The organism is Achromobacter sp. GD03932, from assembly GCF_029839485.1.
Classification (GTDB): Bacteria; Pseudomonadota; Gammaproteobacteria; order Burkholderiales; family Burkholderiaceae_B; genus Achromobacter; species Achromobacter bronchisepticus_A.
Map to the genome: position 1 here is coordinate 146,820 of NZ_JAOCAT010000012.1, position 18,342 is coordinate 165,161.

Annotated in this window: 13 protein-coding genes and 1 other RNA gene; 1 reads left to right on the top strand and 13 read right to left on the bottom strand. The window is 67.5% G+C overall.

Features of this window, described 5'->3' with window-relative positions:
• Position 1: 1 nt before the first annotated feature.
• The 3 genes from N5C88_RS13660 to carA form a co-directional block, all read right to left on the bottom strand.
• Positions 2-766: an SDR family oxidoreductase gene (locus tag N5C88_RS13660; protein WP_059380168.1), complete on the bottom strand. Its 765-nt coding sequence runs from the start codon at positions 764-766 to the stop codon at positions 2-4.
• 89 nt (positions 767-855) lie between these two features.
• Entirely contained in the window at positions 856-4,095 is a 3,240-nt protein-coding gene (gene carB, locus N5C88_RS13665; protein WP_280015491.1) for a carbamoyl-phosphate synthase large subunit, read from the bottom strand.
• A 10-nt stretch (positions 4,096-4,105) separates the two neighbouring features.
• Entirely contained in the window at positions 4,106-5,260 is a 1,155-nt protein-coding gene (gene carA, locus N5C88_RS13670) for a glutamine-hydrolyzing carbamoyl-phosphate synthase small subunit (RefSeq protein WP_059380170.1), read from the bottom strand.
• Between the two features lie 219 nt (positions 5,261-5,479).
• Between carA and tal the strand changes: the two genes are divergently transcribed.
• Entirely contained in the window at positions 5,480-6,433 is a 954-nt protein-coding gene (gene tal, locus N5C88_RS13675) for a transaldolase (RefSeq protein ID WP_251881155.1), read from the top strand.
• A gap of 65 nt (positions 6,434-6,498) precedes the next feature.
• On the opposite strand, the gene N5C88_RS13680 is transcribed toward tal, so the two are convergent.
• From N5C88_RS13680 to N5C88_RS13725, 10 genes are all read right to left on the bottom strand, one after another.
• Positions 6,499-7,026 (bottom strand): carboxymuconolactone decarboxylase family protein, encoded by a 528-nt coding sequence (locus N5C88_RS13680; RefSeq protein ID WP_280015492.1) that lies wholly within the window; start codon positions 7,024-7,026, stop codon positions 6,499-6,501.
• A 12-nt stretch (positions 7,027-7,038) separates the two neighbouring features.
• Positions 7,039-7,836 carry an ABC transporter permease gene (locus N5C88_RS13685; RefSeq protein WP_059380173.1) on the bottom strand — a complete coding sequence of 266 codons (798 nt, stop codon included), beginning with the start codon at positions 7,834-7,836 and terminating at the stop codon, positions 7,039-7,041.
• Positions 7,837-7,986: 150 nt separating this feature from the next.
• The gene (locus N5C88_RS13690) at positions 7,987-8,796 is read right to left on the bottom strand and encodes an ABC transporter ATP-binding protein (RefSeq protein ID WP_059380174.1); all 810 of its coding nucleotides are present in this window, start codon (positions 8,794-8,796) and stop codon (positions 7,987-7,989) included.
• Positions 8,789-9,829 (bottom strand): ABC transporter substrate-binding protein, encoded by a 1,041-nt coding sequence (locus N5C88_RS13695; RefSeq protein ID WP_054451384.1) that lies wholly within the window; start codon positions 9,827-9,829, stop codon positions 8,789-8,791. Before N5C88_RS13695 ends, N5C88_RS13690 begins: the two co-directional genes overlap by 8 nt.
• 11 nt (positions 9,830-9,840) lie before the next feature.
• On the bottom strand, positions 9,841-11,100 hold the full coding sequence (locus tag N5C88_RS13700) for a CoA transferase (RefSeq protein ID WP_280015493.1): 1,260 nt from the start codon (positions 11,098-11,100) through the stop codon (positions 9,841-9,843).
• Between the two features lie 70 nt (positions 11,101-11,170).
• Complete coding sequence (gene recR / locus N5C88_RS13705; protein ID WP_059380176.1) at positions 11,171-11,779, bottom strand: recombination mediator RecR; 609 nt, start codon at positions 11,777-11,779, stop codon at positions 11,171-11,173.
• 19 nt (positions 11,780-11,798) lie between these two features.
• Positions 11,799-12,125 carry a YbaB/EbfC family nucleoid-associated protein gene (locus tag N5C88_RS13710; RefSeq protein WP_013395612.1) on the bottom strand — a complete coding sequence of 109 codons (327 nt, stop codon included), beginning with the start codon at positions 12,123-12,125 and terminating at the stop codon, positions 11,799-11,801.
• Between the two features lie 45 nt (positions 12,126-12,170).
• Positions 12,171-14,345, bottom strand: coding sequence for a DNA polymerase III subunit gamma/tau (locus N5C88_RS13715; RefSeq protein WP_059380177.1), 2,175 nt, complete (start codon positions 14,343-14,345; stop codon positions 12,171-12,173).
• Positions 14,346-14,556: 211 nt separating this feature from the next.
• Positions 14,557-14,654, bottom strand: an RNA gene (ffs, locus tag N5C88_RS13720) — signal recognition particle sRNA small type.
• A 238-nt stretch (positions 14,655-14,892) separates the two neighbouring features.
• Positions 14,893-18,342 (bottom strand): UvrD-helicase domain-containing protein, encoded by a 3,450-nt coding sequence (locus N5C88_RS13725; RefSeq protein WP_280015494.1) that lies wholly within the window; start codon positions 18,340-18,342, stop codon positions 14,893-14,895.

Below are 18,342 nucleotides of genomic sequence, written 5' to 3' on the forward strand. Positions count from 1 at the left end.
CTTAACGCGCGCGGCGCGGCTTGCGCGGCGCGTTGCGCGCCAGCCTGTCGTAGACGGCGTTGGGCAACAGGCGCATCAGCTTGGCCACGATGCCCATCTGCCACGGAATCACCACATAGGACGCGCCCCGCCCGATCGCGCTGCGCGCGCGGCGGGCGAAGGCGTCCGCTTCCATCAGGAAAGGCATGGAATACGGATTGTGGGCCGTCATCGCCGTCTTGATATAGCCGGGCGCGATCGTCACCACGTCTATGCCTTCGGCGGCCAGTTCCAGCCGCAGGCTTTCGCAGTAAGTCACCACCGCGGATTTCGACGCGCTGTAGGCGCCCGCGCCTGGCAGGCCCCTGACTCCCGCCACGCTGGCGATGCCCACCAGCCGGCCCGACCCAGCCTGGCGCATGGATGCGATGAAGGGCTCGAAGGTCGCCACGGTGGCCAGCAAATTGGTGTCGACGATGGCCTTGAAGACGTCGTAGTCCTCGCCGTGCTCGGTCAGGGTGCCGGCGCTGATGCCGGCGCTGGCGATGACCACGTCCACCCGCCCCTGGCAGAACCCGATGAAATCCAGGGCCGCGGCATGCAGCGCCTGACGGTCGCGTACGTCTACCGCATAGCAGCGGTGCTCGCCGGGCAGGCTGCCAGCCAGCTCGCGTAGCGCGTCTTCGCGCCGGCCCAGCAGGCCCAGCGTGGCGCCCGTGGACGCGTATTGCTGCGCCAGGGCGCGTCCCAGGCCGCTGCTGGCGCCGGTGATGAAGACTCTTTCCATGTGTGCCTGTTGCCTGTGGTGACGTTGCGGAATCGCGTTGCAAAAAAATAGGGCACGCTTTCGCGTGCCCTATTGTGTCGCTTGCCGGCTTAGGCTTGCAAGGAAGCGTGCAGATCCTGCAGCGGATAGACCTGCAGGCCCAGGCCTTGGCGCAGGTATTGCATGCCTTCGACCGCGGCGCGGGCGCCGGCGATGGTCGTGAAGAAGGTCACGCGGGCGGCCAGCGCCTGGGTGCGGATGGTGCGCGAGTCGGCGATGGCGTTGCGGCGCTCTTCGACGGTGTTGATGACCAGCGAGATCTCGCCGTTCTTCACCATGTCGACGATATGCGGACGGCCTTCGGTGACCTTGTTCACCAGCTGCACCGGGATGCCGGCGGCTTCGATCTCGGCGGCCGTGCCGCGCGTGGCGACCAGCTTGAAGCCGAGCGCATGCAGGCCGCGCGCCACTTCCACCGCCAGGGGCTTGTCCTGGTTCTTGACGCTGATGAACACCGTGCCGGATTCCGGCAGGCGCACGCCCGCGGCCAGCTGCGACTTGACGAAGGCTTCGCCGAAGCTCGTGCCCACGCCCATCACTTCACCGGTCGACTTCATTTCCGGGCCCAGGATGGTGTCCACGCCCGGGAACTTCACGAACGGGAACACGGCTTCCTTGACCGAGAAGTAAGGCGGCACGACTTCCTTGGTGATGCCTTGCGCGGCCAGGGTCTGGCCGGCCATGGCGCGCGCGGCGATCTTGGCCAGTTGCAGGCCGGTGGCCTTGGAAACGTAGGGCACCGTGCGCGAGGCGCGCGGGTTCACTTCCAGCACGTAGACATCGCCGCCCTGGATGGCGAACTGCACGTTCATCAGGCCGCTGACGTTCAGCGCCTTGGCCATCATGGTGGTCTGGCGCTTGATCTCGGCGATGACTTCCGCCGACAGCGAGTACGGCGGCAGGCTGCAAGCCGAGTCGCCCGAGTGCACGCCGGCCTGCTCGATGTGTTCCATGACGCCGCCGATGAAGACGGTTTCGCCGTCGGCCAGGCAGTCCACGTCCACTTCGGTGGCGTTGTTCAGGAAGCGGTCCAGCAGCACGGGCGAGTCATTGCTGACCTTCACGGCCTCGCGCATGTAGCGCTCGAGGTCCTGCTGCTCGTGCACGATTTCCATGGCGCGGCCGCCCAGCACGTAGCTGGGACGCACGACCAGGGGATAGCGGATTTCGGCGGCGTGGGCCAGGGCCTCGCCTTCGGTGCGCGCGGTGCGGTTGGGCGGCTGGCGCAGGCCGAGCTTGTTGAGCAGCTTCTGGAAGCGCTCGCGGTCTTCGGCCACGTCGATGGATTCGGGGCTGGTGCCGATGATGGGCACGCCGTTGGCTTCCAGGGCGCGCGCCAGCTTCAGCGGGGTCTGGCCGCCGTACTGGACGATCATGCCGACCGGGTTTTCCTTGTGGACGATCTCGAGCACGTCTTCGAGCGTCAGCGGCTCGAAGTACAGGCGGTCCGAGGTGTCGTAGTCGGTGGACACGGTTTCCGGGTTGCAGTTGACCATGATGGTCTCGTACCCGTCGTCGCGCAGCGCCAGCGCGGCATGCACGCAGCAGTAGTCGAATTCAATGCCCTGGCCGATGCGGTTCGGACCGCCGCCCAGCACCACGATCTTCTTGCGGTCGGTGGGCGCGGCTTCGCACTCTTCCTCGTAGGTCGAGTACATGTAGGCCGTGCGGGTGGCGAATTCGGCGGCGCAGGTGTCGACGCGCTTGTAGACCGGGCGCACGTTCAGCTGGTGACGCAACTTGCGTACCTCGGATTCCGAGGAATCCAGCAGGAAGGCCAGGCGGCGGTCGGAGAAACCGCGGCGCTTGAGTTCCCACAGCGTGGCGTAATCCAGGTCGGCCAGCGTCTTCTGTTCCAGCGCCAGTTCGATGTCGACGATTTCCTTGATCTGCGACAGGAACCACGGGTCAATGTGCGTGATGTTGTGCACTTCGTCCAGCGTGAAGCCCTGCGCGAAGGCATCGCCCACGTACCAGATGCGTTCCGGACCGGGCTCGCCCAGTTCGACCTGCAGCTTTTCGCGGTCGGTGGTCTTCTGGTTCAGGCCGTCCACGCCCACTTCCAGGCCGCGCAGCGCCTTCTGGAAGGATTCCTGGAAGGTGCGGCCGATGGCCATGACTTCGCCCACCGACTTCATCTGGGTGGTCAGGCGCGCGTCGGCGGTGGGGAATTTCTCGAAGGCGAAACGCGGCACCTTGGTGACCACGTAGTCGATCGAGGGTTCGAACGAGGCAGGCGTGGCGCCGCCGGTGATTTCGTTCTTGAGCTCGTCCAGCGTGTAGCCCACGGCCAGGCGCGCGGCGACCTTGGCGATGGGGAAGCCGGTGGCCTTGGACGCCAGCGCCGACGAACGCGACACGCGCGGGTTCATCTCGATGACGATCATGCGGCCGTTCTTGGGATTGACGGCGAACTGCACGTTCGAACCGCCCGTATCCACGCCGATCTCGCGCAACACCGCGATCGATGCATTACGCATGATCTGGTATTCCTTGTCGGTCAGCGTCTGGGCCGGCGCCACGGTGATCGAGTCGCCCGTGTGCACGCCCATCGGGTCCAGGTTTTCGATGGAGCAGACGATGATGCAGTTGTCCGCCTTGTCGCGGACCACTTCCATCTCGAATTCCTTCCAGCCCAGCAGCGACTCTTCGATCAGCAGTTCGCTGGTGGGCGAAGCTTCCAGGCCGCGGCGGCAGATGGTTTCGAATTCTTCGGCGTTGTAGGCGATGCCGCCGCCCGAACCGCCCATGGTGAAGCTGGGGCGGATCACGGCGGGGAAGCCGGAGGTGCCGACTTCGGCCGCGATGCGGCGCTGGACTTCCCAGGCTTCGTCCATGCTGTGGGCGACGCCCGACTTGGCCGATTCCAGGCCGATGTCGGTCATGGCCTGCTTGAACTTCTGGCGGTCCTCGGCCTTTTCGATGGCGTGCTCGTTGGCGCCGATCAGTTCGACGTTGTGCTTCTTCAGCACGCCGTGGTGGGCCAGATCCAGGGCGCAGTTCAGCGCGGTCTGGCCGCCCATGGTCGGCAGCAGCGCATCGGGCTTTTCACGCTCGATGATCTTTTCGACGGCTTGCCAGGTGATGGGCTCGATGTAGGTGACGTCGGCCGTTTCCGGGTCCGTCATGATCGTGGCCGGGTTGCTGTTCACCAGGATGGTGCGGTAGCCCTCGGCCTTGAGCGCCTTGCACGCCTGTGCGCCGGAATAGTCGAATTCGCAGGCCTGCCCGATGATGATGGGGCCGGCGCCGATGATGAGTATGCTTTTTAGGTCTGTACGCTTGGGCATGATGCAATCTTTACTTTTGGCCGGACATCAGGGCGATGAACTTGTCGAACAGTTCAAGGATGTCGTGCGGACCCGGGCTGGCTTCGGGGTGACCCTGGAAGCAGAAGGCCGGGCGGTCGGTGAGCTCGAAGCCCTGCAGCGTGCCGTCGAACAGCGAGACGTGCGTCACGCGCGCGTTGGCCGGCAGGCTGGCCGCGTCGACCGCGAAACCGTGGTTCTGGCTGGTGATGAACACGCGCTTGGACTGGAGGTCCTGCACGGGGTGGTTGGCGCCATGGTGGCCGGTCTTCATCTTGAGCGTCTTGCCGCCCAGCGCCAGGCCCATGATCTGGTGGCCCAGGCAGATGCCGAACACCGGCAGCTTCTTGTCCAGGAAGGCGCGCGTGGCCTCGATGGCGTAGTCGCAGGGCTCGGGGTCGCCGGGGCCGTTGGACAGGAACACGCCGTCGGGGTTGAGCTTGAGGACTTCCTCGGCGCTGGTCTGGGCCGGCACCACCGTCAGGCGGCAGCCGCGGTCGGCCAGCAGGCGCAGGATGTTGGTCTTGATGCCGAAGTCGTAGGCCACGACGTGGAACTTGGACTGGTCGGGCTTGGAGAAGCCCTCGCCCAGCTGCCAGGTGCCTTCGGTCCATTCGGCGCGATCCTTGAGCGACACCACCTTGGCCAGGTCCTGGCCGGCCATGCCGGCAAAGCCGCGGGCCAGTTCGACGGCGCGCTCGGCGTCGGTGCCGACGAAGATGCAGGCGCCCTGGGCGCCCTTTTCACGCAGGATGCGGGTGAGCTTGCGGGTGTCGATGCCGGAAATGGCGACGACGCCTTGCTCGGAGAGGTACTCAGGCAACGATTGCGTGGAACGGAAGTTCGACACGCGAGCGGGACAGTCACGGACCACCAGGCCGGCGGCAAAGACGCGCTTGGCTTCCACGTCTTCGGCGTTGACGCCGGTATTGCCGATGTGCGGATAGGTCAGCGTGACGATCTGGCCGCTATAGCTGGGATCGGTGAGAATTTCCTGGTACCCGGTCATCGCGGTGTTGAACACCACTTCGGCAACGGTATGCCCAGGCGCACCGATCGACACGCCTCGAAAAATGGTACCGTCCGCCAGAGCCAGAATTGCAGGAGGGAAGCGGTTGATCCCCTCGGGAAAGAGTTGCGGCAGCACAGTAAACCCCGGTTTTAGAATCGATAATCAAACCTTCGGATTATACCTTGAGCGGCCGTTTTTCTCGGGGAACCGCGCCAAATAAGGCCGGAAACGGGGTTTTGGGCTGTTTTTCCGCGTCCCGCCGCCCCCCTCCACCGTCCGGCCGGCAGCGCGCCTGCGGCCTCAGTGATACGCTAGGACACCTTCAACCCTAGCCTGCAGCGAGCCGTACCGTCCATGTCCAGCCAACTTGACGCCCTGCGCAACCACACCACCGTCGTCGCCGACACGGGGGATTTCGAAGCGATGAAGGCGTTGCGTCCGACCGACGCCACCACAAACCCGTCCCTGATTCTCAAGGCCGTCCAGCAGGACGCCTACCGCCCCCTGCTGGAAAAGACCGCGCGCGAACACCGCAGCGCGCCCACCGCCGAACTGATGGACCGCCTGTTGGTGGCCTTCGGCCGCGCCATCCTGGACATCGTGCCCGGCCGCGTATCGACCGAGGTGGATGCCCGCCTGTCCTTTGACACCCGCGCCACCATCGAGCGCGCCCGCAGCCTGATCGCCCTGTACGAAGCCGCCGGCGTGCCGCGCGAGCGCGTGCTGATCAAGATCGCCTCGACCTGGGAAGGCATCCAGGCCGCCCGCGCCCTGCAATCGGAAGGCGTGCGCTGCAACCTGACCCTGCTGTTCTCGCTGCCGCAGGCCGTGGCCTGCGCCGATGCCCGCGTGCAGCTGATCTCGCCTTTCGTCGGCCGCATCTACGACTGGCACAAGAAGTCCGCCGGCGCCAGCTGGGTCGAGGCCGACAATGCCGGCGCGCGCGACCCCGGCGTGCTGTCCGTCACGCGGATCTACCAGTACTACAAGCACTTCGACATCCCCACCGAAATCATGGGCGCGAGCTTCCGCAACGTGGGCCAGATCCTGGCTTTGTCGGGCTGCGACCTGCTGACCATCAGCCCCGAGCTGCTGACCAAGCTGGCCGGCACCGAGGGCGACGCGCCCGCGCAATTGCGCGCCGACGACGTGCCCGCCAACCTCGCCCGCATCGGCGCGGACGAAGTCACCTTCCGCACCCTGCTCAACGAGGACGCGATGGCCAGCGAGAAGCTGTCGGAGGGCATCCGCCTGTTCGTGGCGGACGCGGTCAAGCTGGATACGTTGATCGAGGCGCAACGCGCCTGATCAGGGCGGGCGCCGCGGCGCCCGCGCAGGCAAGGGAATGCGCGGCCCGCAGCCGCGCGCCTGCCTCAACGATGATCGTGAGAGTGCACCTGCAGCGCTTCCAGGAAGCGCGACACCATGTTGTAGGCCGCCACCGTCGCGGTCAGCTCCACGATGAGCTTTTCGGAACCCATCGCCGCCTTCGCCGCCTGGAACACGGGTTCCGGCACCTGCACGTGGCGCGTCATGGCGTCGGTATAGGCCAGCACCGCCCTTTCGCGTTCATCGAACAGGTCTGACGCCGCCCAGTCATTCAGCGCGTCCAGCTGCGCCTGCGAAACGCCTTCTTTCAGCGCGATCGGCGCGTGCTGGTCAGCCTCGTAGGGCGCGCCGTTGATGGCCGCCACGCGCATGATGACCAGCTCGCGCAGATCGCCCGGCAAGGTGCTGAGCTGGCGGATCGAGGTCAGGTAATTGAGCCAACCGCCCGCCACCGCAGGACTGTGCAGCAGCATCTGGTACAGGTGCAGGACGCTGCCGCGTTCGGCGACGATGCGGTCGACCAGGGGCTTGGCTTCGGGATGGGTCAGGTCGGCGTAGGGGAGACGGGCCATGGAAAACTCCGGTCAGATCTTTTCGGTTTCGCCGGACCTGGGCTGCCATTTCATCAGCCGCTTTTCGCCCATGCCGACGATGGCGTCCAGCACCAGCGCAAAAGCCGTGAGCACGATGATGCCCGCGAACACGGTGTTGACGTCGAACGTGCCTTCGGCCTGCAGGATCAGATAGCCCACGCCGCTGGCGGAGCCCAGATACTCGCCCACCACCGCGCCCACGAAGGCCAGGCCCACCGAAGTATGCAGGCTGGAGAACACCCAGCTGGTGGCAGACGGCAGGTACACGTGACGCAACAGCTGGCGGCGGCGCGCGCCCAGCATCCTGGCGTTGTCCAGCAAGGTGGGACTGACTTCGCGCACGCCCTGGTAGACGTTGAAGAACACGATGAAGAACACCAGCGTCACGGCCAGCGCCACCTTGGACCAGATGCCCAGGCCGAACCACATGCCGAAGATGGGCGCCAGGATGACGCGCGGCATCGAGTTGGCGGCTTTGATGTAGGGATCGAGGATCGCGCTTGCGCCGGGCGACAGGCCCAGCCACAGGCCGAAGGCCAGGCCGGCGATGGTGCCGATGAAAAACGCCAGCACGGTCTCGGTCAGCGTCACGCCCAGGTGGGTATAGATGTCCGCATTGGTGACGAACCAGGCCCAGATGCGGCCCCACACCTTCAAGGGTTCGCCGAAGAAGAAGGCCACCTTGGGATCGCGCGACGCGAAGTGCCAAACGAGCAGAATGATGACGAGCAGCAGCAACTGCCAGAAGCGCAGGCTGGCCGAACCGGGTTTGATCAAAGACTTCGACATCTCACCACTCCAGGGCGCTTGCACGCCTCGTTCTGCTTAGACAGCAGGCATACGCCAAGCCCGGCCGCCGCGGATCCGGCTTCGCCGGTCCGCCTGCGGCGCCCCCTTGAGGGGGAAGCGCCAAAGGCGCTTCGGGGGTGGGCCTCATCTTTAGGCTCGCTTCTGTTGGGCGTAGCCCTTTAGGACTTCTTCGCGCAACACTCCCCAGATGGCGGAGTGCAATTCGACGAAGCGCGGATGCGTGCGCACTTCGGCCACGTCGCGCGGACGCGGCAGGTCGATGGCGAATTCACCGATGGGGTGCGTGCCCGGCCCGGCCGACAGCACCACCACGCGATCGCTCATGGCGATGGCCTCGTCCAGGTCGTGCGTGATGAAGAGCACCGCCTTGCGCTTGGCCATCCACAGGTCCAGGACCTCGTTCTCCATGAGCTGGCGCGTCTGGATATCCAGCGCCGAGAACGGCTCGTCCATCAGGATGATGTCGGGATCGCGGATCAGCGTCTGCGCCAGCATCGTGCGTTTGCGCATGCCGCCCGACATCTGGTGCGGATAGCGGCTTTCGAAGCCGCCCAGGCCCACGCGGCGCATCCATTCGCGGCCGCGCTCCAGCGCCTGCTGCCGAGGCACGCCGGCAAAGTCCAGGCCCGCCACCACGTTGTCCAGCGCGCTGCGCCAGGGCAGCAGGGCCTCGCCCTGGAACATGTAGCCGGCGCGCTCATTGATGCCGGATAGCGGCTGTCCGAACACCTTCACGCTGCCCGAGGACGGCGCCAACAGGCCGGCGCTGACGTTGAGCAGGGTGGACTTGCCGCATCCGGTCGGGCCCACCACCGACACGAACTCCCCTGGCGCGATGGCCAGGGTCGTGTCGCTGACGGCGGTGTAGCGCTGCGAGCGGTCGTCGCGGGAGACAAAGGTGCAGCTGATGCTTTCCAGCGACAGCGCAGCTTCAGCCATTGGGGTACTTCTCGTTGGCGCGGCGCGCGTAGTCGTTGGTCCAGACCTTGGACGGGTCGATCTTGGAACCGTCGAAGTCCGCCTGGTAGGCGGCCAGCGCCTTGAGCGCGGTGGCCGCGCCATCCTCGGGGATCAGGCCGTCCGGCGACAGGCCTTCCAGGCTCTTGGCGATGGCGGCCTTGTAGACGGCCGGATCGCCCAGCAGATAGGTTTCCGGCACGACCTTGGCGATTTCGTCGGCGCCAGCCTTCTGGATCCACTTGTCGGCGCGCACCAGCGCATTGGCCAGGGCCTGGGTGGTGTTGGGGTTGGCATCGAGGAAGGCTTGCGGGGCATACAGGCAGCCCGCCGGCATGTTGCCGCCGAAGATTTCCTTGGTGTCCTTGAGCGTGCGCGTGTCGACGATGATCTGGATGTCGCCCGGCATTTCCAGCATCGACACCACGGGGTCGGTGTTGGAGATGGCGTCGATCTGGCCGCTGCGCAGCGCGGTCACGGCGCCCGCGCCGGCGCCTACGCCGATGATGGACACGTCCGAGGCCTTCAGGCCGTGCTTGGCCAGGAAGAAGCTGACCACCATGTTGGTGGACGAACCCGGCGCGGTCACGCCGATCTTCTTGCCCTTCAGGTCGGCGGCGCTCTTGTAGTTGGGCAGGTTCTTCTTGGACACGCCCACGCCTATCATCGGCGCGCGGCCCTGCAGCACGAAGGCGCGATAGGCCTGGCCCTTGGACTGCATGGACAAGGTGTGCTCGAACGCGCCCGACACGATGTCGGCGCTGCCGCCCACCACGGCCTGCAGGGCCTTGGAGCCACCCGCGAAGTCGGCGATGCTGACGTCCAGCCCTTCGTCCTTGAAGTAGCCGCGGGCTTCCGCGATGGACAGGGGGAGATAGTAGATCAGCGGCTTGCCGCCGACTGCGATCTGGACCTTGGTCTTCTCCAGCTTCTGCGCGCGCACGATGGCGGGCGCCATGCCCATGACGCCGGCGGCGCCGGCCATCTTGAGCAGATCACGGCGAGTGACTGACATGTGCTTGTCTCCTAGTTGTCGGGCAGACCGATAGCGCCGGTCTTTGCCAGCTCTTCTATAGCCGCTGAATCATACCCCAGCGATTTCAGGACTTCCTCGGTATGTTCCCCTAATACAGGGCCCACCCAGCGCGTCTCGCCAGGCGTCTCCGACAGCTTGGGCACGACGGCCGGCAGCTTGACCGGCGTGCCGTCCGGGAAGCGGTGCTGCTCTATCATGCGGCGCGCCAGGAACTGCGGATCGCTGAACATGTCGGCCACGCTGTGGATCTTGCCCACCGGCACGTCCGCGCCCTTCAGTGCGCCCAGCGCCTCTTCGATGCCGCGCGCGCCGCACCATTGCTGGATGGCGCCGTCGATCTCGTCGACGCGTTTGGCGCGGCCGTCGTTGCGCACCAGTCCCGGATCCGTGGCCAGGTCGTCGCGGCCGATGGCGCGCATCAACCGATGGAAGATCGCGTCGCCGTTGCCGGCGATGACGATGTTCTGCCCATCGCGGGTGGTGTAGGTATTCGAAGGCACGATGCCGGGCAGCGCGCCGCCGGTGCGCTCGCGCACCACGCCGGCCACGTCGTACTCGGGCACCAGGCTTTCCATCATGTTGAACACGGCCTCGTACAGCGCCACGTCCACCATCTGGCCCTGCCCCGCCTGGCACTCCGCGCCCTGCTTGCCGTTCCAGCGCCCGCCGGTGGCGTCGCGGTGCCGCAGCGCCATCATCGCGCCGATCACGCCGTGCAGCGCGGCGATCGAATCGCCGATGGAGATGCCCACGCGCAGGGGCGGCCGGTCGGGATGGCCCGACACGTAACGCAGCCCGCCCATGGATTCGCCGATGGCGCCGAAGCCCGGCTGGTCCTTCATGGGCCCGGTCTGCCCATAGCCGGACAGGCGCACCATGATGAGCGCGGGGTTGATCGCGCGCAGCTGCTCGTAGCCCAGGCCCCACTTTTCCAGCACGCCAGGCCGGTAGTTCTCGACCACCACGTCGGCGTCCAGCGCCAGCTTGCGGGCGATGTCGCGTGCGCGCGGATCTTTCAGGTTGAGAGCGATGGATTGCTTGTTGCGGGCCTGCACCGTCCACCAGAGAGAGTTGCCCTCGCGCAGATGGCGCCAGCTGCGGATGGGATCGCCGCCGCCCGTGCCGTCAGGCCCGTGGGGCGTTTCCACCTTGATGACGTCGGCGCCGAATTCGCCGAAGATGCGCGCGGCGAACGGGCCGGCAATGAGCGTGCCGAGTTCCAGGACCTTCAGTCCGGTCAGCGCTGACATGGTTTGTCTACCTCACTGTTTTGCCGTTGCCGATACATTGCCGGCAAGGCGTTCTGGTACTACTGCGGAATCAGGTGGTCTTGCGCTCCATCAGGGCCCAGGCGATGGTGCCGGCGTCGACGTATTCCAGCTCGCTGCCGGCGGGCACGCCGCGCGCCAGCCGCGTGACCCGCAGGCCGCGCTCGCCCAGCGCTTCGCCCAGGAAGTGGGCGGTGGTTTCGCCTTCGGCGGTGAAGTTGGTGGCCAGGATGACCTCCTGCACCACGCCGTCGGTCGCGCGCTTGATCACCCGCTCGAAATCCAGCTCGCGCGGACCGATCCCTTCGAGCGGCGCGACGCGGCCCATCAGCACGTAATACAGGCCGCGATAGCCGTGGCTGGACTCGATCATGTTCTGATCGGCCGGCGTCTCGACGATGCACAGCAGCGAGGGATCGCGCTTGGGATTGACGCAGGTGCCACAGACTTCCTCTTCCGAGAAGCTGTTGCAGCGGGCGCAATGCTTCAGGTCCCGCACGGCACCCGCCAACGCCTGCCCCAGCATGTCCGCGCCTTGCGGGTCATGCTGCAGCAGGTGATAGGCCATGCGCCGGGCAGAGCGCACGCCCACGCCGGGCAGGCGCCGCAGCGCCTCGATCAGCGAGACGAGCGGCTCGGGTTCAGGCAGTAGCGGGTCCATTGCGGCCTTGGGGCTGCGTTCAGAACGGCAGCTTCATGCCCGGGGGCAGCGGCATGCCGGCGGTGACCGAGGCCATCTTTTCCTGCGAGGTGGCTTCGGCCTTGCGCAGCGCGTCGTTGAACGCGGCGGCGACCAGGTCTTCCAGCATGTCCTTGTCGTCGCCCAGCAGCGACGGATCGATGGCCACGCGCTTGACGTCGTGGCGGCAGGTCATGGTGACCTTGACCAGGCCGCCGCCGGAGGCGCCTTCGACCTGGATGTCGGCCAGCGCGTCCTGCGCCTTCTTCATGTTTTCCTGCATTTGCTGCGCCTGGCGCATCAGGCCGGCCAGTTGTCCTTTCATCATGATCGATGCTTCCTTGAACGAGGGGAATGAGAGATGGCCGACGCTTCAGGCAGCGGCGGCCGGGGAATCGACGTGACGGATCGAGCCGGCGACGACCTGGCCGCCGAAATCGGCGACGAGCGCCTGTACGAACGGGTCGACCGCGACCGCCTCTTCGGCGGCCTGCTGGCGGGCGGCGCGTTCGGCCTGGGCCACGGCATGCGCCGTCGCCTCGCCCGTCACGCCGACCTCGACGTCCAGCCGTATGCCCTGGCCGAAATGTTCGCACAACACCGTCTGCAGACGGACGCGGCTTTCGCTTTCGGCCAGCGTCTTGACGGCCACGCGCAGGATGACGGCATCGCCCTGCACGCCGGCCCATGCGCTCTGGCGCGCCAGTTCCGCCGCCAGGCCGGTGACCGGCAGGCGGGCGGCCAGCTCGGGCCAGGTTTCCGACGTCATGTCCGTCAGGCGGGCGCGCGACGACTGCCGCTTGCGCGCGGGCGCCGGACCTTCGCGGCGGGCCGCGGGGGGCGGCGCGGCCGAAGGCGCGCTGGCCAGGGTTTCGAAATCATCGTCGTCGGGGTCCGACGTAAAACCGTTGTCCGGTGCGAAGCCGCCTTCGGCTTCGAACGGGATTTCTTCGTCGACCCAGGCGGGCGGGCCGTCGCCGTCATCGGCTTGCGGCGCGGGCGCGATGGCTGCGGCGGTGGCAGGCGTGACGGCCAGCGCAGCCGAGCCGGCGGTCTTGCCTGCTTCGGCTTCAGACACGGCCGGTGCAGCGGCCGGCAGGTCTTCCCAAGGCGGCACGCTGCCTGGCTGAGCGGCTTGCGGAGCTTGTTCCGGCGCAACCGGTTCGGGTTCCGCAGCGGCCGGAGCCGGTTCGGACGCCTGCGCGACGGCTGCAGGCGCGGCCGGTTCGACCGGCTCGGATGCCTGCGCGGCCACGGGCGGCGCGGGCATCGCGGCGGCGGGGGCGAGCTGCGCGGCGGGCGCAGCAACCGGTGCGGCTGCGGCAGCCATCTGAACGGCTGCGGGGGCGGGCTGGGGCTGCGCCGCGGCGGGCGCAGGCGCGGCGACTGCCGCCGGCGCTGCGGCCGCATCGGCCGTCTGACGGGCAGGCGCGGCGGGCGCTTCGAGCGCGGTCTGCGGGCCGGCGTCGCCATTGAGCGCCAGCATGCGCAGGCAGGCCATGATGAAACCCGCGTATTCGTCGGGCGCCAGGGTCAGTTCGCTGCGGCTGTGCACCGCCACGGAATAGAACAGTTGCACGGCGTCCGGGTGCAGGGCCAGCGCCAGCCGGGCGATATCGCCGGCCAGCGGATCCTCGGCGGGCGTCACGCCGCGCACGCGCTGCTCGATGGCCACGCGCGACAGCAGCACGGCCAGGTCGGCCAAGGCGCCGGCATAGGACAGGCCGCGGATGGCCAGTTCATCCGCCACCGCCAGCACGCCCTTGGCGTCGCCGGCGGACAGCGCATCCAGCAGGCGCACCAGATGCCGCTGGTCGATGGTGCCGAGCATGCCGCGCACGGCGTCCTCGGTCAGGTTGCCGGCGCTGTAGGCGATGGCCTGGTCGGTCAGTGACAGCGCGTCGCGCATGGAACCCGCGGCCGCCTGCCCGATCAGCCGCAGGGCCGGCACGTCGAAGCCCACCGCTTCCTGGCCGAGCACGGCCTGCAGGTGGCCGACGATGGAGTCGGCCGGCATCTGCTTCAGATTGAACTGCAGGCAGCGCGACAGCACCGTCACCGGAATCTTCTGCGGGTCGGTGGTCGCGAGGATGAATTTGACGTGCGGCGGCGGCTCTTCCAGCGTCTTGAGCATGGCGTTGAACGCATGCCCGGTCAGCATGTGGACTTCGTCGATCATGTAGACCTTGAAGCGCCCCGCTCCCGGCGCGTACACCGCCTGTTCCAGCAGCTGCGTCATTTCCTCGACGCCGCGGTTCGAAGCCGCATCCAGTTCGAGGTAGTCGACGAAACGTCCGGCATCGATCTCCGTGCAGGCGCGACAGACGCCGCAAGGCTTGGAGGTGATGCCGGTTTCGCAGTTGAGCGACTTCGCCAGGATGCGCGACAGCGTGGTCTTGCCGACGCCGCGGGTTCCCGTGAACAGCCAGGCGTGATGCAGGCGTTGGGTGTCGAGCGCATGCGTCAGCGCGCGCACCACGTGATCCTGTCCCACGAGGGTATCGAACGATCTCGGCCGCCACTTGCGGGCCAGTACCAGATAAGTCATGGGTGGATTGTAGAGCCTGTTTCGCAAGCTGGCCCGAAATGGCCGGTCCAGCTGCCGGGGTTCGGCGCGGCGCATGGCATCCATGCTCCGCGCGGCCTGAAACGCAAAGGGGACGGGCTTATTCCCGTGGAACGTATCCTTGGAAAATAACCCCGTCCCCCTTGAAAGCGACGACATCATGGATAGTCATGACGTTGCTTTGAAGAATCCGGTTGGCGAGCCTTACTCCGGCACTGACCCTAAACGACTATGGCTGCTTCGTTCCCGACCTGACCAGGTTCACCGCCGAACCATGCGGAGGGGCCCGCCAGCCGAGATTCTAGCAGAGCTGCGCTTCGCTTGCTTGCTAGCCTCTCGGCTGGCGGGCCCCGGGGGGCTGAATGTGCGCCCCCTCCCCGGCCCTCCCCCCGAGGGGGAGGGGGTGAGGACGTCGCTTCGCTGGTCCTGTCGGCTCGCTTCGCTTTGCCTTGCTGGGCTGGCTCGCTGCGCTTTGCTTGCTGGAATTTCTTACTGATTTGAAGGCCTTGGGGTTTGCGTTACCTCCGTGCTATTCCTTTAGGTCGATCCAGGCGCGTGCTCTTGGGAAGTAGAGGGCGGCGCGGGCGGTGCGGCCGTCCAGGGCGGTGACTTGGGCGCAGTAGCGCAGCAGTTGGTCGCCGTGGCGTTGACGCATGCGGGCGGCGAAGGCGGTGGGGAGTTCGCCGGGGTGCGGGCGGCCGGTTTTGTAGTCGACGATGAGCCAGCCGTCCTCGGTGCTGAGGGCCAGGTCGATGACGGATACCTTGCCGGCGGCGTCGATCAGGGGCCATTCGCGGCGGGCGCCGGATTGGGACAGCAGCCACAGGCCGCGCTCGTCGGCGAGGGTGGCTTGCAGGGTTTCGAGCACGGCTCCGGAGGCGGCGTCGGCCTGACTGGCCGGGATGCCTGCCCGCGTCAGCTGGCGCCGCATGGCGGGCAGGCGTTCGGCCAGCGCGTCGGCGGACCAGGCCTGCACGCCGTCCTGGCCGATGCGCGCCAGCCAGGCATGCGACAAGGTGCCGATGGCGGCGTCGTAGCCGGCCTCCAATTGCCAGGCGGGATGTTCGCCGCCATCGCCCCAGGCGCCGCGCGCCGCGGCGCCGAAGCCGGGGCTGACCGCTACGTCCGCCACCCGCGCCAGTTGAGCCAGGCCGGCGCGGTCCACGCGCCGCAAGGGTTCGCCTTGCCACTCGGGGCCGTCGGCCTCCTGCACTACCGCTGCGCCATCCAACGATGGCGGCGTCGGTATGGCCAGGCAAGGCCACAAGCGGCCCAGCAGGCTGGCGGAGGACGGCGTCTTGACCTGGCCGCTGGCTTCGTCCACCGACACGTGGCCCACGAGGTGCAGGCGCTTGCGCGCCCGCGTCGCGGCCACGTACAGCAGGCGGTCGATTTCGTAGGAGGCGCGGCGCGCCTCGCGCGCGCCCAGGTAGCGCGACAGAGGGTCGGCCTCGGTTTCGGCGCGCGGCTTGACCGGGCCGAACAACACGCGGCCGCCGCTCTGCTCAAAGCGCACCAGCGGCGCCTGGTCGCCGCGCGGCGCGCGGTGCAGGCCGTACAGGATGACGGTTTCGAACTGCAGGCCCTTGGACTTGTGCATGGTCATGATTTCGACCGCGCCCGTGTCTTCGTCCGCCGCGTCCGGCGCCGCGAACAAGCGCGCGATGCCGGTATCCAGCGCCGCGACGTCAATGGCGCCGTGCGGCGCCAGGCGCTCGACCAGTTGGAACAGGCTTTCCGCGTCGTTGGCGACAGAGAGGCCGGCATACAGAGCCGGGCCGCCCAGGCGGCGCCACAACGACTCCACCCAGGCCGCGAAAGGCATGGCGCCCGAGGCATTGCGCTTGTCGAGCAGGATGCCCGCCACCTGACGCAAGCGCTCGAACTCGTCGGCGCCAAGCACGCTCTGCGCCGACGGCGTGTCCGGCGCTTCGGGCGCCGCATCGAACAATGAGCCCTGCGGCGCGTTGGCCGAGGCCACCGGCATGGTCTGCGGCGGGATCCGCAACGCGCGTTCCAGCAGCACCGGAACCGGCGTGATGTGGTCGTCGCCGAACAGGCGCTGCAAAGAGGTCAGCGTCAAGCCGCAGTACGGCGCGCGCAGCACCGACAGCCAGGCCAGACGATCGCCGGCGTGCGACAAGGCCCGCACCAGCTGCACCAGGTCCGCCACCACCGGCCGCAGGGCCAGCGGCACCAGGTCCACCGCGCGGCAGCGTATGCCTTCCTGCGCCAGGCGGCGGGTCAGGTTGCCCAGATGGCTGCGCGCCCGCACCAGCACGGCGACGGGGTGCTTGGCGCCCTTGTGGTCGATCAGCGCCTGGCGCACCAGGTCCACCGCAATGTCTTCGGCCTGCGTTTCCGCGGGAGCCGCGCCCTCGCGCGACCAGGCCGGGTGAAAACGCACGGCGGGTTCCGGCAGCGCTTCATGGAAAGCGGTGGACGGGCTGTAGGCGATGGCGCCCGCCGCCGCGTCGCTGCGCCGGGGCAGCAATTGCGCAAACGACTGGTTGACCCATTCGACGATACCCGCCTGCGAGCGGAAGTTGTCGGTGAGATTGAGAAAGTCCGGCTGCAGTTCGCCCACGCCGATGTCGGCGACTTCCAGGAACAGGCCCACTTCCGCCTTGCGGAAACGGTAGATGGACTGCATCGGATCGCCCACCAGGAACAGGCTGCGGCCGTCGCCCTGCTGCCAGCCCGAGGTCAGCGTGCGCAGCAGGTCCAGCTGGGTCTGGCTGGTGTCCTGGAATTCATCGATGAGCAGATGGCGGATCGAGGCGTCCAGCTTCAGCAGCAGTTCGCCCGGATCGTCGGCGCTGCCCAGCGCGGCCGCGGCGCGCTGCGCGATTTCGATGAAATCGACCTCGCCCGTATCGGCAAAGCGCAGCCGCAATTGCGCCACCGCCAGCGCCAGCGTCATCAGCTGCGCGCCCAGCACTTCCCATTGCGCATCGGTGAAATGCGGCGCGGGCACGTCCCGCACCGCATGCAGGCGGCGCACCCAGACTGCATCCGGGTCGGCGGCTTCCAGCCACGCCACGAACGGCTCCTTGTGCGCGCACTTGGCGGGAAAGCCCTGGTTCTTGTTGACGGTCTTGCGCAAGGTGCCGGTACCCGTCAGCAGCAGATGCGCCACGGCTTGCCAGAGTTCCAGCGCTTCGGCGTCAGGCGGCGGCTCTTCCGTCCAGTCCAGCAAGGCCAGCAGCTTGTTTTCCGCCTCTCCATCCTGCAGATTGGCGGCAGCCAGCCGCGCCGGGCCGCACAGCGCGTCGGCCCAGCCATAGGGCATGGCCTCGCTGAGCGCGTCCAGGTCTTCGCCGATGGCCTCGGCCAGCATGGCTTCCATGCCCTCGCGGTCGGAGCCGTGGCGCAGCAGCGGCAGCCACTGGTCGCGTTGGCCCAGCATGTCGGCGATGGCTTCCTTGGCGGCCTGCACGTCCACGTCCAAATGCTTGAGCAGGATGCGCACGGCCTCGTAGTCGTCGGCGAGGTCCAGGGTGGCGCGCGCCGCCGCCTCGTAGTGGGTGCGCGCATCATCCGTGATCTCGGGCATGCCGCCCAGCTCCGACAGCCATGGCATGCTGCGCACCAGACCCGCGCAGAACGAGTCGATGGTGCGGATGGCCAGCCGCGCGGGATGATCCAGCAGATGCCAGCCCTGCTCGTCGTTGCGCGCCAGCGCGGCGCGCGCGAGTTGCCAGCTGCGGCGCTCGTGCATGGCTTCCGGCGGCGCGTCCAGTCCGCGGCGCAGCTTGCTCAGCACGCGCGCATGCATCTCGGACGCGGCCTTGCGCGTGAAGGTGATGGCGACGATTTCTTCCGGACGGTTCACCGTGGCCAGCAGCGCCAGGATGCGGTCCGTCAGCAGCTCGGTCTTGCCGGAGCCAGCCGGCGCCTGCACCAGGAACGAACGGGTCGGATCCAGCGCGTCGGCGCGCGCCATGTGGTCGTGCGGCAAGCGTTCTTGTTCAGCCAT